The organism is Mycobacterium sp. NGS18, from assembly GCF_059813185.1.
The window spans coordinates 67,867-82,484 of the sequence record NZ_JCALEC010000008.1 but is presented as its reverse complement, the minus strand read 5'-3'; the positions used below and the strand labels follow the sequence as shown (position 1 = coordinate 82,484).

The following is a 14,618-nucleotide window of genomic DNA, read 5'->3' as shown; positions in this document are numbered from 1 at the left end:
GATATGCAGCCACGAGGGGAACTGACCATGCCGCCACCGGCTGCCGGGGGCGTCCGGGAAACTCGGCGACTCGAAACCCGCGCGCGGCTATTCGACGCCGCGCTGGCCGAGATCGCGCAACGCGGCCTGGCCGCCGCTGACGTCAGTGCGATCGCTGCTGCCGCGGGCGTGGTGAGGGGAACGTTCTACTTCCACTTCCCCACCAAGGAGCACGTCCTCATCGAAGCGGAGCGCAACGAGGAGACGAGGATCATCAGCGAGCTCGGCGAAGCCGATGGCGACCTGACGTCCGTACTTTCTCAGCTGGTACACCACGTACTCGGCGCTGAGCACCGTTTGGGTGCAGCGGTTTTCCAGGACATGCTCGGTCTGCATTTCTCGTCGTCCCGTCCGGTCGAAGACGAACTGGCGCAACACCCGCTTGCCGAGTTTCTGGTTGGCGTGATCGCGCAAGCGCAGCACTCAGGGCAGGTCTCGTCGGATCTCGAAGCGGCGGAGCTCGGAGCATTCTTCCTGACAGGACTATTCGCCCTGCTGGCCACCGGCGCGCACGACGAGGCACTGCTGAACCGTTACGTGACGACGATTGTCAAGGGAATGGAGAACCGATGAATCGCACCGGCATTGAGGGCTACCGGGACTACCTGGCCGAACGAGATGGCGAAGCGGACCTGCTCAACAGGCGATTGACCAATCGAGAACGGTTTTTCGAGGAGCTCGAAGCGAATCCCGTCCGGTCCGCTCACCCTGCCGACCGGCCAACCTTCCTTCGCAACCTGCGGCGCCGGCGGCCCGAGCCCGGCCTGGACCGCAAGATGCTGTTCTTGTTGGCGACCGCCAAACTCAATCAGGCGGAGCGGTTCGGCGTCGGCCTGGGCGAGACCTACGGCCGCAACAGCGACGAGAGTCTGCCGCCCGAGAACGTCTACCTCGAACTCGAAGAGCACTACCACACCCGCCTGCTGGCATACGCTCTCGACGTATTCGGCGTGCCCTTCCAGGTCGTGCCCCCGCCGCTTGTGATGCGACAGTTCGTCAAAACCGGCGTGTTTCTCCCCGAGCGGCTCGGCTTCGTGTTCGTCGGAGCGGCAGAGATGGCGGGCTGCATCATGTTCGACGAACTGCGCCGCCTCGGCGCCGAACTGTTCGCGGACGAACCCGACGTCGCCGAACGAATCACGTTGCTCTACAGCGAGATTCTCACCGACGAGATCGGTCATGTCGGATACTGTGCATCGCGCTGCACATCGGCAGAGCGGGCGTTCATGCGGCGCCTCTACCCATTGATCGGGCGATTGGTCGCCCGGCAGACCGCCGAGATCAGCCTTCTGATCGACCCGAAGGCGTTGCGTGCACGCTTGAACCGACCTTTTGACGTGCGGGAACTGACCGCCGGCCTGGACAATCAGACGTATCTCGTCACCCACCCGTGAGCGACGTCAGCGGATATTGAGCTCCAACCGTTCAAGGCGGCGGACCAAGATGCTGGGCTGCCATCGGCCAACGTCGGCCGCGTCGATCCATGTGGTCTGTTCGAGCAGCATCCGCAAGACGATCCGGGCCTCCAAACGGGCCAACGAGGCCCCGACGCAGAAGTGCGCGCCCTTGCCGAAGGCCGCGTGCCCCCGCACGGCGCCGCGGTCGAGCCGGAACTCATCAGGTGTGTCGAAATGCCGGGGATCGCGATTAGCTGCTCCCCACATCAGCAGCAGGTGCGAATCCGCGGGCAATTCGACGCCGGCCAGCGTGGTGTCTTTGACCACGTGCCGATAGTGACCGCGAAACGGCGATTCGTATCGCAGGGTTTCCTCGATGAACGCACCCAGCAGTTCTGGGCGGTCTCGAAGCTGCTGCTGCACGCCGGGGCGGTCGGCCAGAACCCAAGCGGCGCTGCCGAGCAGCGAAGCGGTGGATTCGCCGGCTGCGCTGAACAAGGTGAGCATGATCGCCAGCGCGGGAAGCTGTTCCAACTCCCCTGATTTGGTGCGGGCGGCGAGGTCGCCGATCAACCCCGGCCGGGGTCCCTCGGACGCCTTCTCGAAATGCTCCAGGACATAACCGGACAGTTCCATGGCGGCCATGCCGGCCGCCTCTAGCTGGGCCGCACTGACGATTCCGTCGAGCAGGGTGGTGGTCGCGTACCCCAGCCGGATCAACTTGTCGACATCGTCATCGGGTAGCCCGAGCAGGTGAGCCACCACCGTCATGGGCAGCCGGTTGGCGATGGCGCTCATCCATTCGATGCGCCCGTCACCGCTGGCCTGACACCAGAGCCGCTTGGCGGTCGCCTCGGCGAACTCCTCGATGACGCGCACCCGCTTCGCGGACAGATGCGGCAGCAGCAACTTCCGGTGCTGCGCGTGCAGCGGGTCGTCGGCGGTGGCCATCGCATGCATCGGCCCGCCGAGCGGCCCCATGTCAAACGGTGTCACGGTCCCGTCGTCGTCGTAGACCATCGTGGCCGTCAGGTTCGACGAGAAGTCATCGACGCGTTCCACGGCTTCCATGACCGCGTCCCAGCTGCACACCGCGAAGAAGACGGAATCCCCGATCCGATTCACTCCTCCGCAGCTGCGCATCGTGTCGTACAGCGGGTTGGGGTCTTGGATTGCGGCGTGGGCGAAGAAGTCGGTCGGGTCCACCACGGCACTCATGGCCACCAGGCTGGACTGGGCCCGTGACCTGCGTCAATGGTGCGGATCGAACTTGCGAGACAGTCTCGTCGACGACGCGCGCGGCCTTTCTCAGCCGCCCGGGCCGACCAGCACCGCAGCTGAGAGAAATGCCGAACTAGTTCTCACGGTGATAAAACCATGTCATGACTTCGCGCCAGGGAAATGGCTGACCGGTGGCGGCAAACGACTGGCTGATCGGCCGGGATCGCCACAGTGAGGGCGCTGACCGGATATACGCCGCAGCCGCTGAGCTCATGTCGCGTCAGGGCTACGACGCTTTCAACGTGGACGCATTGGCTGCCCGCGTGCACTGTTCACCGGCGACCATCTACCGCCATGTCGGAGGTAAGTCGGCGATCCGTGACGCGGTGCTGAGCAGGCAGGCCGAACGCATCCTCGACTCGGTGCGCGAAGCCATCGTGGGGTTGACGGGTTCGGAACGCATCGTCACCGCCACCACCGTCGCCCTGCAGCGCATGCGAGCCGACCCGCTCGCGAAGATCATGAGCTCCATGACCGGCCCGCCCGGTAGCGGGTGGCTGACCGACTCTCCGGTGATCGCCCGCTTCGCCACGGAAATGGTGGGTGCCGACAATCCCGACCCGCTGGCCGCGCAGTGGCTGATCCGCGTGTTCCTGGCGCTCTGGTACTGGCCGCTGGGCGACGGCGACGCCGAAAAGGCCGCGATACGCCGATTCCTCGGTCCGCCCTATAAGGTCCCCGAACCGACCTGACCTGCTCAAACTCTGTGGAGCTAAGGGGAATCGAACCCCTGACCTTCTCGATGCGAACGAGACGCGCTACCAACTGCGCTATAGCCCCTGACGGCTTGTCAGGTTACCAGCCCCCGGCCGGTGCCCTGAAACCGAGACGCTATTGACCCGACGCCCGCGGCAGGTCGCCGCGCCAGTCGTATTCGCGCGCCGAGGCCGCGTACTCCAGGTGCTCGAACACCGGGTCCTCGTCGTCGATCTCCAGCACCGCGACGCCGGGGCGCCGCAGCCGCGACGGCACCACCTCGAACGCCTCGGCGCGGGCGTTGTCGCGCTGCGCGCGCGGACGCTCCGAACGCCGGGCCCGGCGCGCGCGCACCTGCTGCTCGATACGGGTCTGCCGGCGCAGGTAGGCCAGGTAGAGCACGGTCGCCCCGGCCGCACCGCCGAAGATCCACCAGGCGGTCGGTGCCACGGTGAAAGCGGTGAGCGCCGAGAGCACCAGGATCACCGCCAGCGACATCAGCACCCGCTTGCGGAACTCGTACTTGCGGGCGCTGACGGCGGCGGCCGTCGTGGTGTCGTAGCGGCGTGGCCGCGCCGCTGCCGGCACCGGCGAGTCGGCTTCGGCCTCCAAACCTGAGCTGTCCTCGACATATTCGTACTCGTGGCCGTCGGCTTCCGCCTCGGCAACGGCTTCCGGTTCGACCTCCGCCTCCGCTTCGGCCTGAACTTCGGCCTCGGCCCGCGCTTCAGCTTCGGCTCGTGCCTGCGCCTCCGCCTGGGCCCGCGCCTGCGCTTCGGCCTCGGCAGCCAGACCCGCCTCCGAGAGCGGCAGCACATCGGAATCCTCGGCAACGACTTCGACGTCGAGAACGTCGAGGTAGTCCAGTTCGCCCTGCTCACCGGCCGCTGCGACGAACACCCGCGGGCCGGGCTCGGCCGGCTCGTCGTCGTCGATGTCGTCGACGTCCTCAACCTCGGCGTCGCTGCGCTGCCAGTCGGGATCACTGCGGTGGCCGGTGGCCGGCCCGCCACGCTTGAGCAGCCGGGCGCTGGACCCACTGGTCAGCACCCGGGTCGCCAACGCCACGTCACTGGTGCGGCGCACCGCGTCTCGCTTGCTCACCAGCATCGGCACCAGTACGAACAGCCAGAGGACGACCAGTGAGATCCAGAGCAATGATTGCGGGATGCTGGGCATGAGGGCCTGCTCCTTTCCCAGCCAAGGCTAGGTCTCCTGACCCACACGGCCGGACGGCGCGCCGAGCCAATTACATAGATGTAATTTACTCGCTGACCTCGATAGTCACAACTATCACACGGGCAACACGACAGACGAATTCGCTCAGGTCCAGGCGGCCCGGCCGGCGTGGACCAGGGCCGCGGTCACCGAACCGGCGATTTCCTCGGCGGTGATCGCCACCAGCAGGTGGTCCCGCCACGCGCCGTCGACGTCCAGGTAGCGCTGCAGCAGCCCTTCCTCGCGAAAGCCGGCCTTGGCCAACACCGCCCGGCTGGCCCCGTTCTCCGGCCGGACGGTGGCCTCCACCCGGTGCAGCCGCACCGGCCCGAAACAGTGGTCGAGCCCGAGCGCCACCGCCCCGGTCGCCACGCCCCCGCCGGCTACCGCACTCGACACCCAGTAGCCGATCCAGGCCGAACGCAGCGCACCGTGGGCGATGTTGCCGACCGTCAGCTGGCCGCAGAAGCGACCGTCGAGCTCGATCACGAACGGCAGCATCCGCCCATACCGGGCCTCGGTGCGCAGGCTCGAACACACCGGCGGCCACGCCGCCGAACTGTGCCGGGTGACCCAGTCCGCTTCGACGCTGGGCTCCCACGGCTCCAGGTGGGCACGGTCGGCCAACCGGATCCGGCTCCAGGCCACGCCGTCGCGCATCCGCACCGGTCGCAGCCGGATCACCCCCGCGGCCACCCGCAGCGGCCCGAGCACCGTCGGCCAGCCGGGGTGCTGGACGGCCTTGAACGGCCACAGGTTCACCAGCATCTACCCGGACTCAACCGCGCTGCGCCAAAAAGGCGACGTCCACGATCTCGCCGGTGGCGATCTGCTCGACCTCTTCGGGAACTACGACCAGACAGTTCGCCTCGGCCAGGGTCGCCAGCAGGTGCGAGGAGGTGCCCCCGCTCGCCCCGAGCACTTGCACCAGGTACTCGTCGGTCTGGTCGTCACGCATCAGCTGGCCCCGCAGATAGCCTTTGCGCCCGGGCATCGAACTGATCGGCCCCAGGGTGCGCGCCCGCACGACCCGGCGCATTGGCTCGCGTTTGCCCAGCGACAGCCGGATCAACGGACGGATCATCACCTCGAACACCACCAGGGCGCTGACGGGGTTGGTCGGCAACAGGAACGTCGGTACCCCTTCCGGCCCGAGCTGGCCGAAGCCCTGCACCGAGCCGGGATGCATCGCGATCCGGGCGACTTCGATCTCACCGAGGTCTGACAGCGCCGCGCGCACCTCGTCAGCCGCCGCACCACCCACGCCGCCGGCGATCACCACCACCTCGGCGCGGTTGAGCTGACCCTCGACCACCTCGCGCAGCTTCCGGGGCTCGCTGCTGACGATGCCCACCCGGTTCACCTCGGCCCCCGCGTCACGGCCGGCGGCGGCCAGCGCGTAGGAGTCCACGTCGTAGACCTGCCCGTTGCCGGGCGTCCGGGTTACGTCGACCAGTTCGCCGCCCACAGCCAGCACCGACAGCCTCGGACGCGGATGCACCAGCACCCGGTCGCGGCCGACGGCGGCCAGCAGGCCCACCTGGGCGGCGCCGACGACGGTGCCCGCGCGGACGGCAACATCGCCGGGCTGCACGTCGTCACCTATACGGCGCACGTAGTCGCCCGGGCGCACGCCGCGCAGCACCCGGACCCGGGAATTGCCGCCGTCGGTCCAGCGCAGCGGCAGCACCGCGTCGGCCAGCGTAGGCATCGGAGCCCCGGTCTGGATCCGGGTCGCCAGCTTCGGTTGCAGCCGGGTGGGAGTGCGCGCCCCGGCTTCGATGGTGCCCAGCACCGGAAGGGTGACCGCGGAGGCATCGCGCTCGGCCGCCTCCGAGCTGTCTCCGATCGCCTCAGCACCGAACACGTCGACGCTGCGCACCGCGTAACCGTCGATGGCGGCCTGGTCGAAGGCGGGCATGGGCCGCTCGGCGATCACCTCTTCGGCACACATCAAGCCCTGCGCCTCGGCGATCGCCACCCGGACCGGACGCGGCGCCACCGCGGCAGCCGAAACCCGGGCCTGCTGCTCCTCAACCGAACGCACGGTGCGCCTTTCTCACAGCATCGGTCCGATTCGGGTTGGCCAGGACTGACTCCGCCTCAGTTCTCCGCCAAGCCCAGCCGCGCCACCAGCCACCGGCGCAGGTCCGGACCGTAATCGTCACGATCCAAGGCAAAGTCAACCGCAGCTTTGAGGTAGCCGCCCGGATTTCCCAGGTCGTGTCGCGATCCGCGGTGTACGACCACGTGCACCGGGTGGCCTTCGGCGATCATCAGCGCGATGGCGTCGGTGAGCTGCACCTCGCCGCCGGCGCCGCGGTCGATGCGCCGCAACGCGTCGAACACGGCCCGGTCCAGCACGTAACGTCCCGCAGCGGCGAACGTCGACGGTGCGTCGGCGGCCTTGGGCTTCTCGACCATTCCCTTGACCCGCAGAACATCGGGGTTGTCGCTGTCGGGAACGGGCTCGACGTCGAAAACGCCGTAGGCACTGACGTCTTCGGGGCTGACCTCGATCGCACACAGCACGGTGCCGCCGCGGCGGGCGCGCACCGCCGACATCGTCTCCAACACCCCGGTGGGCAGCACCAGGTCGTCGGGGAGCAGCACGGCGACGGCGTCCTCGTCGGCGGACAGGGTGGGTTCCACGCAACTGATGGCATGGCCCAGCCCGAGCGGCTCGGCCTGCACCACCGACTCCACCTTGATCAACTGCGGGGCCCGGCGCACCTTGGCCAGCATGGCCTTCTTGCCGCGCGCCTCCAGCGTGCCTTCCAGCACCAGGTCTTCGACGAAGTGGGCGACGACGCCGTCCTTGCCCTCGGAGGTGATGATCACCAGCCGCTCGGCACCGGCCTCGGCCGCCTCGGCGGCGACCAGCTCGATGCCGGGGGTGTCGACGACGGGCAGCAACTCCTTGGGCACCGTCTTGGTCGCCGGCAGAAACCGGGTGCCCAAACCGGCCGCGGGCACAACGGCGGTGCGCGGAATCGGAACCTTCGGAGTGGGCATTGTTCACACGATAACCGCAATCAACTCCACCTCCTCCCCTGGCGGTGGGCGAGCCGCTACTGACACGCTGAAGGGCGTGACCGACAACGCGGCGATGGCCGCCAAGTCCGCGTTGCGCGCGCGCGTGCTCGCAGCCCGCCGCGCGGTACCGAAGGACGTCCACGACGCCGAGGCCCGCGCCCTGGCCGGCCACCTGGAGCAGCTCGCCGAGGGCGCCCGCACCGTCTGCGCCCACCTGCCGGTGGGCGACGAGCCCGGTTCGGCCGCCATGCTCGACCGCCTGACCCAGCGCGGTATCCGCGTGCTGCTGCCGGTGGTGCGCACCCGCGACGACGGCACGCCGCTGGCGCTGATGTGGGGCGATTACGAGCCCGAGACCCTGGTTGCGGCCCGGTTCGGCCTGCTCGAACCGGCGCCGCCGTGGTTACCGGCGGAGGCGCTGGCCGAGACGGACCTGGTCGTGATCCCGGCGCTGGCGCTCGACCGCCGGGGCGCGCGACTGGGCCGCGGCGCCGGCTTCTACGACCGCTCCCTGCTGCTGCGCCGACCGCAGATACCGCTGGTGGGTGTCGTGCGCGACGACGAGCTGCTCCAGATGCTGCCCGCCGAGCCGCACGATGTGCCGATGACGCACGCCCTGACTCCGGAAAAAGGCCTCGTTGTGCTGGAATGCCGACGATCAAATAGTGGTTCTAGCACTTAGCACGGTAGAGTGCTAAGCCGATTGCCCGACTCACGGAGGTTCGCGTGCCCACTTATAGCTACGCCTGCACCGAGTGCAGCAACCGCTTCGACGTGGTCCAGGCCTTTACCGACGATGCGTTGACCACCTGCGAGGAGTGCAACGGTCGCCTCCGCAAGATCTTCGGCAAGGTGGGCGTGGTGTTCAAGGGCAGCGGTTTCTACCGCACCGACAGCCGGGATGCGGGTAAGAGCTCCTCGAATGGCAGCAGCACCACCAAGGCGGCCTCCGATTCCGGATCCGGCGGTTCCGGCGACGGCGGCAGCAAGCCGGCCGAGAAGTCCGCTGCGGACGGCGGCAGCAAGCCCGCCGACAAGCCCAAGGCACCGGCGGCCGCCGCCTCGGCCTAACCCGTTATCCACAGGCCCGCACCCGGACCGACTGTCCCGGGCGGGCCGGGCGCTTACCGTGGCGCCATGAGCGAGTCGCTCAACCCGACCTTGATCTCCCGCGTCTCGCAGGCGCTGCGCCCGGACTGGAGCCGCACGATGCGCGCACGGCGGGTGGCCGCCGGCGCCCTGGTGGTGTTGGCCGGCGTCGCGGCGATCCGCTCCGATCCGCAGGGCGACCACATCGACGTGGTGGTGGCCAGCCACGACCTCGCCCCCGGCACGACGCTGACCGCCGCTGACGTCTCAGTCGAAAACCACTCTGCGGAAACGGTTCCCGACGGTGTTGTCACCGAGATCTCGTCGGTGCTGCACACCACGCTGGCCGGTCCGGCACGCCGCGGCGAGGTGCTCACCGATGTCCGTCTACTGGGCAGCCGGCTGACCGAAGCGACCGCCGGGCCGGACGCGCGCATCGTCGGCGTGCACCCGGCCGATGCCGCATTGGTCGACCTGGTTCGCCCCGGCGACGTCGTCGATGTGGTGACGGCCGACGACGCGGCCGAGCCCCCGGGCGCGCCCAGGGTGCTGGCGTCCGGCGGCATCGTGGTGCTGGTGTCGGACAAGCAGAATCACGACGATCGGGTGGTGCTGGTGGCGTTGCCGGCCGCCGCCGCGGTGGCGGTGGCCGGTGCCGCCCTGGCTCAGGCGGTGACGCTCACCTTGCGCTGAATCGTCAAGCAGCGACAGCGGGTTGCGGGCTGGCGCAGAACTTGCACTTGGTCGCTTCCGGGTCGATCTCGGACTTGCACTCCGGGCAGGTCTTGGTCGGCGCCGGGTCGCCGAACACCGTCTTGCCCCGCCGCTTCTGAATGCCCTTGTAGGGCAACACGATGAAGAAGTAGATGGTGGCCATGAACACGATGAAGTAGATGATCGCCGAGATGAACGCGCCGAGGTCGATGAAGGTCGCCTCGTTACCTTCCGCCCCCAGTTGGTAACCCAGCCCCAGCCCGGCGGTGTCCGGCTGCGCGGCCGAGACCAGCGGGTTGATCACGCTGTCGGTGAAGGCTTTGACCAGGTTGGAGAACGCCAGCGCGACCACCAGACCGATGGCGACGGTGATGACGTCGTCTCGCATCAGAAAGTTTTTGAACCCTTTTAACACCCGTTGCACCCCTTCCGGCCGGAATCACTGCGGGCAGCCTGCGCCGCCCAAGCGAACCGTAATTGCCGTTAACACATCGGCGCGGGTGATTCGGCGAAGTCGAATCTCAACCGTGATGTGGCGGGACGTTGTCCCGCAGCCACCGCTCGCGCTCCTCGATCTCGCGGGCGTCGTCCGGATCGCGCTCGTCGGAAGACTCCTGGTGCTCGCCGAGGCCGGGCATAGGCGCTAGATTTCCAGGCTGGACAGCTGACCGATGATGTTGGCCGCCAGCGGGTTCAGCGTCGCCATCCCGTCGCGCACCGCAGCTCGGGAACCGGCCAGGTTGACCACCAGAGTGCTGCCCGAGACTCCGGCCAGGCCGCGCGACAACCCGGCGTCGGTAATCCCGGCGGACAGCCCGGAGGCCCGCAGCGCCTCGGAGATGCCGAGGATCTCGCGGTCCAGGATGTCGCGAGTGGCCTCCGGGGCGACATCGCGCGGGGTGACCCCGGTGCCGCCGACCGACACCACCAGGTCGACGCCGCCGATCACCGCCGTGTTCAGCGCGTTGCGGATCTCGACCTCGTCGTTGGCGACGGCGACCACGCCGTCGACCATGAACCCGCCCTCGGCCAGCAGTTCGGTGACCAACGGACCGCTGTGGTCCTCGTCGCCGTGCGCGGTGCGGTCGTCGACGACGACGACGAGCGCGCGGCCGGCGAGTTCTGTGGTCTGTTCCATGGGTGCAACCGTATATCGCGGATCCGACGGCGGTTTAGCGAGGCTCGACGAAGGAGAGGCGAAGCTGGAACCGCCGCATGAGCATGGAGTCACCAACCCGTCACTGCTGGGCTTTACCCAGGGTGACCTGCGCCGTCTTGGAGGCTCCGCTGGCATCCAGGTAGGTCAGCGTCACCTGGTCGCCGGGCGCCTTGGACCGAACGGCGGCCACCAGGGCGTCGGCGCTGCCGATCGGGCGTTTGTCGAACGCGGTCACTGTCACGCCTTCCGGCAGACCGCCTTTCGCCGCGGCCTCCCCCGGCACCACCTCGACCACCTTCGCGCCGTGCAGGCTGCGCTCACTGGTGACCCGCACCCCCAGCGAGGCGTGCGATGCGGTGTGATCCGGCGAGTTGATGAGCTCGTCGGCGATCCGCTTGGCCTGGTCCACCGGAATCGCGAAACCCAGACCGATGGAGCCGCTCTGGGCTTCAGCGGAGTCCCCGCCCATCGTCGCGATCGCCGAGTTGATCCCCACCAGGTCGCCGTTCATGTTGACCAGCGCCCCGCCCGAGTTGCCCGGGTTGATCGCGGCATCGGTCTGGATCGCGTCCAGCACGGTGTTCTGGTTGCCCGCCTCACCGCTGGTGGACACCGGCCGGTTGAGCGCGCTGACGATGCCGGTGGTCACCGTGCCCTCCAGGCCCAGCGGCGACCCGACCGCCACCACGTGCTGGCCCACCCGCAGGTCAGCCGAGGACCCGAGCGTGATCGGGGTCAGATCGGAGACCCCTTGCACGCGCACCACGGCGATGTCGCTGGCCGGGTCCGTGCCCACCACGGTGAACGATGCGGTGCGTCCGTCGAAGAACGTCACCGTGGTCCTCGGCGGCGCCTTGGAGGTCGCATCGGCCTTGGCCGCGGCGGCCACCACGTGGTTGTTGGTCAGGATCATTCCGTCGGCCGACAGGATGATGCCCGAGCCCTCCTCGGACTGGCGGCCCAGATCGGTCTCCAGCATGACGACGCTGGGCACCACCTTCGCCGCGACCTTCTCGACCGAACCGTCGGGCAGGGTCACCGCAGCGGGCACACCCGGCGACTGGAGGCTGCTGTGGCTGCCACCGGCGACCGGTTTGTGGTCGGAGCGCATTGCCGAGCCCACCACGCCGCCGGTCACGCCCGACAACACAGCGATGGCGGCCGCACCGGCCACCAGCGCCCCGGCGCGCGGGCGCTTCGGGGGCAGGCCCGAACCCGGGAGCGGCGGCCGGCCGTAGGAGCCGTCATAGCCGGAGCGGTAGGCGGGCTGCTGCGGCTGCTGGGCCGGTGACTGGGCATAGCGCCAGTCGTACGGCTGCTGTGGCTGGGGCCGCTGCCCGCCCTGGCCCGGCTGTTGCCGCGGCGGGGGGTAGCCCGGGTGGTTCATCATGTCGTTGCCTGCTCCTAGAGACCCGAAGTTGCCTCACCACCATGCCTAGGTGGACTGAGAACCGCCTGTGACCGCCGTGGCCGGTACCTCGCCGGCCGAGGTGGCCCCGCCGGGCAGCACCATCCGGATCGATGTCCCGGGCGGGTCACCTCCGACGACGGTGTCTTCGATGGTGATCGCCCCGCCGTGCTTGAGCACCACCTGTTTGACGATCGCCAGGCCCAGGCCGGACCCGGGCATCGCGCGCGCCTGGTCGGACCGGAAGAAGCGCTCGAACACCAAGTCCCGCTCGTGCTCCGGGATCCCCGGCCCCTGGTCGGACACCACCATCTCCATGTGCGTCGGGTCGAGCTGGCGCATCCGCAGCCCGACGACCCCACCGGACGGGCTCCACTTGGCGGCGTTGTCGAGCATGTTCAGCACCGCCCGCGACAGGCCCGCGGCGTCGCCGTAGACGTGCCAGGGAACCACCTGGATGTCGAAGTCGATGTCGTTGCGGCGCCGTCTGACTCGCTCCATGCTGCGGTCGACGACCTCGGTGATATCGACCTGTTCGAACGCCGCCTCGCGCCGGTCGTCACGGGTGAGGTCCACCAAATCACCTACCAGCGTGGACAATTCCTCGATCTGGCCGATTGCATCAGCGCGCAGCTCGGCCATCTCCTCCTCGGGCAGCTGCGGTGCGCCCGGCGCCGCGGACGCCATCAGCAACTCCACGTTGGTGCGCAACGACGTCAGCGGGGTCTTCAGTTCGTGACCGGCGTCGGCGACCAGCCGCGCCTGCCGTTCCCGCGACTCGGCCAGCGCCCGCAGCATCGCGTTGAACGCCTCGGTGAGCCGGGCCAATTCGTCGCTGCCGTAGACCGGGATGGGCCGCAGATCATCGGTGCGCGCGACCCGTTCGGCCGCCTCGGTCAGCCGGCCCACCGGCCGCAGGCCGGTCCGGGTAACCATCCCGCCGGCGATGGCGGCCACCACCACGCCGACCCCGCCGACGACCAGCAGCACCCAGCGCAGCTTCATGGTCACCGCCCGGGTGGGCGCCAGGCTCTTGGAGATCAACAACGTGCTGCCGTTGGGCAGATGCACTGCCAGCACCCGCTGGCCGGCCGCGGTGCGCCGCGACAGAAACAGCTCGCCGCGGATGACGGCCTTCTCCTGCTGTCCGACCGGCAGCCGCTGGCCGGGTTGGTTGGCGGTGTAGATCGACCGGCCGGGGTTGACCAGCATGGCGTTGACATCGGAGTAGGCGGTGCCCTCGATCGCCTTGCGGGGATCGGCAGCCAGGGAACCGCTGGCGATCAGCATCTCGGTGCGGCTCTGCAGCTGATTGTCGATGTCGTTGTACAGCGCCGCCGAGATCACCGCGTAGACGGCGACGGCCATCAACACCACCACCAACGCCACCATCGACATCGCCAGCAGCATCACCCGCCAGCGCAGCGACAGGGATGTGTTCTGCGCCGAAGCGCCGTCCTGCCGCCGGTGGAAAAACTGCATCAGGGAGGTGTCTCGCGAAGCACGTAACCCACCCCGCGCACGGTGTAGATCAGCCGCGGCTCCCCTTCGGCTTCGGTCTTACGACGCAGATACCCGATGTAAACCTCCAGCGCATTGCCCGAGGTGGGGAAGTCGAAGCCCCACACCTCCTCGAGGATGCGGCTGCGGGTAAGCACCCGGCGCGGGTTGGCGATCAGCATCTCCAGCAGGGCGAACTCGGTGCGGGTCAGGCTGATCTGCCGGTCACCGCGGGTGACCTCGCGGGTGACCGGGTCCAGCGTCAGGTCCTCGAAGGACATCGCCACCGACTCCGACAGGTCCTCGGCGGTGGTGCGGCGCAGCAGGGCCCGCATCCGCGCCAGCAGCTCCTCCAGGGCGAACGGCTTCGGCAGGTAGTCGTCGGCGCCGGCGTCCAGGCCGGCCACCCGCTCGGAGACCGAGTCGCGGGCGGTCAGCACCAGGATCGGCAGGTCATCACCGGTGCTACGCAGCTGCCGGCAGACTTCCAGGCCGTCGAGCCGCGGCATCATGACATCCAGGATCATGGCGTCCGGCCGATCGCTGGAGATCGCCTCGAGCGCCTCGACGCCGTCGGTGGCCAGCGAGACCGAATAGCCATTGAACGAGAGAGACCTGCGCAGCGACTCACGCACCGCGCGGTCATCATCTACAACCAGTACCCGGGTAGCCATAGGTGCTATCCAATCATTGATGGGCGATCTGGTGGGTAAAGCGCCGCTCGTGTCGGGAGCGTTATTAGCGACGATCCAGATCGATCAGACCCAGGCGAGCCGCCTTGAGCAGCCGTCGTGGCACCTTGTGTGCGCGCCCGGCGACCGACACGTTGACCAGGCCCGTTGCCTCGGCCTTCCACTGCGCGCGGCGAGAACGGGTGTTCGCGCGCGACATCCTGCGCTTCGGCACGGCCATGGTCGAGCCTCTCCTCAAGTTGACATGTTGCCGCTAGACGCCAGCGGCGGACTCCCGAAAGGATAGCGGGTGATCAGCGTCGGCTCCAAAATGACTTTTCCGACGATTGAGGGCGCCGGCCGCCCATCTTGACGCGACACCGGCGGTACCGGCTAACCTACCGGTTGGT

17 protein-coding genes and 1 tRNA gene are annotated in these 14,618 nt (G+C 68.5%); 6 read left to right on the top strand and 12 right to left on the bottom strand.

Features of this window, described 5'->3' with window-relative positions:
- Positions 1–3: 3 nt before the first annotated feature.
- Together AC5Y31_RS16015 and AC5Y31_RS16010 are read left to right on the top strand one after the other, a co-directional pair.
- Complete coding sequence (locus tag AC5Y31_RS16015; protein ID WP_085082478.1) at positions 4–612, top strand: TetR/AcrR family transcriptional regulator; 609 nt, start codon at positions 4–6, stop codon at positions 610–612.
- Complete coding sequence (locus AC5Y31_RS16010) at positions 609–1,433, top strand: hypothetical protein (protein ID WP_085082480.1); 825 nt, start codon at positions 609–611, stop codon at positions 1,431–1,433. Before AC5Y31_RS16015 ends, AC5Y31_RS16010 begins: the two co-directional genes overlap by 4 nt.
- Positions 1,434–1,439: 6 nt before the next feature.
- Here AC5Y31_RS16010 and AC5Y31_RS16005 read toward each other — a convergent pair whose 3' ends face one another.
- The gene (locus AC5Y31_RS16005; protein ID WP_499981499.1) at positions 1,440–2,654 is read right to left on the bottom strand and encodes a cytochrome P450; all 1,215 of its coding nucleotides are present in this window, start codon (positions 2,652–2,654) and stop codon (positions 1,440–1,442) included.
- A 194-nt stretch (positions 2,655–2,848) separates the two neighbouring features.
- Between AC5Y31_RS16005 and AC5Y31_RS16000 the strand changes: the two genes are divergently transcribed.
- Positions 2,849–3,409 (top strand): TetR/AcrR family transcriptional regulator, encoded by a 561-nt coding sequence (locus tag AC5Y31_RS16000; protein WP_499981498.1) that lies wholly within the window; start codon positions 2,849–2,851, stop codon positions 3,407–3,409.
- 15 nt (positions 3,410–3,424) lie between these two features.
- Here AC5Y31_RS16000 and AC5Y31_RS15995 read toward each other — a convergent pair.
- From AC5Y31_RS15995 to AC5Y31_RS15975, 5 genes are all read right to left on the bottom strand, one after another.
- Positions 3,425–3,497, bottom strand: a tRNA-Ala gene (locus AC5Y31_RS15995).
- A gap of 51 nt (positions 3,498–3,548) precedes the next feature.
- Positions 3,549–4,592, bottom strand: a complete 1,044-nt coding sequence (gene sepX / locus AC5Y31_RS15990) for a divisome protein SepX/GlpR (RefSeq protein WP_499981497.1) — start codon at positions 4,590–4,592, stop codon at positions 3,549–3,551.
- Between the two features lie 144 nt (positions 4,593–4,736).
- Positions 4,737–5,399, bottom strand: coding sequence for a GNAT family N-acetyltransferase (locus AC5Y31_RS15985; RefSeq protein WP_109470837.1), 663 nt, complete (start codon positions 5,397–5,399; stop codon positions 4,737–4,739).
- A gap of 10 nt (positions 5,400–5,409) precedes the next feature.
- Complete coding sequence (glp, locus tag AC5Y31_RS15980; protein WP_065025803.1) at positions 5,410–6,678, bottom strand: molybdotransferase-like divisome protein Glp; 1,269 nt, start codon at positions 6,676–6,678, stop codon at positions 5,410–5,412.
- 56 nt (positions 6,679–6,734) lie between these two features.
- Entirely contained in the window at positions 6,735–7,646 is a 912-nt protein-coding gene (locus AC5Y31_RS15975; protein WP_499981495.1) for a UTP--glucose-1-phosphate uridylyltransferase, read from the bottom strand.
- A gap of 94 nt (positions 7,647–7,740) precedes the next feature.
- On the opposite strand from AC5Y31_RS15975, the gene AC5Y31_RS15970 reads away from it, so the two are divergent.
- From AC5Y31_RS15970 to AC5Y31_RS15960, 3 genes are all read left to right on the top strand, one after another.
- A complete protein-coding gene (locus tag AC5Y31_RS15970) occupies positions 7,741–8,349 on the top strand; it encodes a 5-formyltetrahydrofolate cyclo-ligase (protein ID WP_499981640.1) in 609 nt (202 codons plus the stop codon).
- A 44-nt stretch (positions 8,350–8,393) separates the two neighbouring features.
- Positions 8,394–8,738 (top strand): FmdB family zinc ribbon protein, encoded by a 345-nt coding sequence (locus AC5Y31_RS15965; protein ID WP_065025804.1) that lies wholly within the window; start codon positions 8,394–8,396, stop codon positions 8,736–8,738.
- 66 nt (positions 8,739–8,804) lie between these two features.
- Complete coding sequence (locus AC5Y31_RS15960) at positions 8,805–9,449, top strand: SAF domain-containing protein (RefSeq protein ID WP_301631200.1); 645 nt, start codon at positions 8,805–8,807, stop codon at positions 9,447–9,449.
- 4 nt (positions 9,450–9,453) lie between these two features.
- Here the strand turns inward: AC5Y31_RS15960 and AC5Y31_RS15955 are convergent, their stop codons facing one another.
- From AC5Y31_RS15955 to rpmF, 6 genes are all read right to left on the bottom strand, one after another.
- A complete protein-coding gene (locus tag AC5Y31_RS15955; protein ID WP_065025806.1) occupies positions 9,454–9,885 on the bottom strand; it encodes a large conductance mechanosensitive channel protein MscL in 432 nt (143 codons plus the stop codon).
- Between the two features lie 228 nt (positions 9,886–10,113).
- Positions 10,114–10,608, bottom strand: a complete 495-nt coding sequence (locus AC5Y31_RS15950) for a MogA/MoaB family molybdenum cofactor biosynthesis protein (protein ID WP_065025807.1) — start codon at positions 10,606–10,608, stop codon at positions 10,114–10,116.
- Positions 10,609–10,708: 100 nt separating this feature from the next.
- The gene (locus AC5Y31_RS15945) at positions 10,709–12,019 is read right to left on the bottom strand and encodes a S1C family serine protease (protein WP_499981489.1); all 1,311 of its coding nucleotides are present in this window, start codon (positions 12,017–12,019) and stop codon (positions 10,709–10,711) included.
- Positions 12,020–12,064: 45 nt separating this feature from the next.
- The gene (locus AC5Y31_RS15940; RefSeq protein WP_065025809.1) at positions 12,065–13,519 is read right to left on the bottom strand and encodes a HAMP domain-containing sensor histidine kinase; all 1,455 of its coding nucleotides are present in this window, start codon (positions 13,517–13,519) and stop codon (positions 12,065–12,067) included.
- Positions 13,519–14,211 carry a response regulator transcription factor gene (locus AC5Y31_RS15935; RefSeq protein ID WP_064920132.1) on the bottom strand — a complete coding sequence of 231 codons (693 nt, stop codon included), beginning with the start codon at positions 14,209–14,211 and terminating at the stop codon, positions 13,519–13,521. Before AC5Y31_RS15935 ends, AC5Y31_RS15940 begins: the two co-directional genes overlap by 1 nt.
- 64 nt (positions 14,212–14,275) lie before the next feature.
- Positions 14,276–14,449 (bottom strand): 50S ribosomal protein L32, encoded by a 174-nt coding sequence (gene rpmF, locus AC5Y31_RS15930; protein WP_013827873.1) that lies wholly within the window; start codon positions 14,447–14,449, stop codon positions 14,276–14,278.
- Positions 14,450–14,618: the final 169 nt, after the last annotated feature.

Excerpts from the sequence above, each read along its gene's own strand:
- AC5Y31_RS16010 (WP_085082480.1), top strand. The coding sequence starts at position 609 with ATGAATCGCACCGGCATTGAGGGCTACCGGGACTACCTGGCCGAACGA.
- AC5Y31_RS15950 (WP_065025807.1), bottom strand. The coding sequence starts at position 10,608 with ATGGAACAGACCACAGAACTCGCCGGCCGCGCGCTCGTCGTCGTCGTC.
- AC5Y31_RS15935 (WP_064920132.1), bottom strand. The coding sequence starts at position 14,211 with ATGGCTACCCGGGTACTGGTTGTAGATGATGACCGCGCGGTGCGTGAG.
- AC5Y31_RS16005 (WP_499981499.1), bottom strand. The coding sequence starts at position 2,654 with ATGAGTGCCGTGGTGGACCCGACCGACTTCTTCGCCCACGCCGCAATC.
- AC5Y31_RS15960 (WP_301631200.1), top strand. The coding sequence starts at position 8,805 with ATGAGCGAGTCGCTCAACCCGACCTTGATCTCCCGCGTCTCGCAGGCG.
- AC5Y31_RS15970 (WP_499981640.1), top strand. The coding sequence starts at position 7,741 with ATGGCCGCCAAGTCCGCGTTGCGCGCGCGCGTGCTCGCAGCCCGCCGC.
- AC5Y31_RS15940 (WP_065025809.1), bottom strand. The coding sequence starts at position 13,519 with ATGCAGTTTTTCCACCGGCGGCAGGACGGCGCTTCGGCGCAGAACACA.
- AC5Y31_RS16015 (WP_085082478.1), top strand. The coding sequence starts at position 4 with ATGCAGCCACGAGGGGAACTGACCATGCCGCCACCGGCTGCCGGGGGC.
- AC5Y31_RS15945 (WP_499981489.1), bottom strand. The coding sequence starts at position 12,019 with ATGATGAACCACCCGGGCTACCCCCCGCCGCGGCAACAGCCGGGCCAG.
- rpmF (WP_013827873.1), bottom strand. The coding sequence starts at position 14,449 with ATGGCCGTGCCGAAGCGCAGGATGTCGCGCGCGAACACCCGTTCTCGC.
- sepX (WP_499981497.1), bottom strand. The coding sequence starts at position 4,592 with ATGCCCAGCATCCCGCAATCATTGCTCTGGATCTCACTGGTCGTCCTC.
- AC5Y31_RS15985 (WP_109470837.1), bottom strand. The coding sequence starts at position 5,399 with ATGCTGGTGAACCTGTGGCCGTTCAAGGCCGTCCAGCACCCCGGCTGG.
- AC5Y31_RS15975 (WP_499981495.1), bottom strand. The coding sequence starts at position 7,646 with ATGCCCACTCCGAAGGTTCCGATTCCGCGCACCGCCGTTGTGCCCGCG.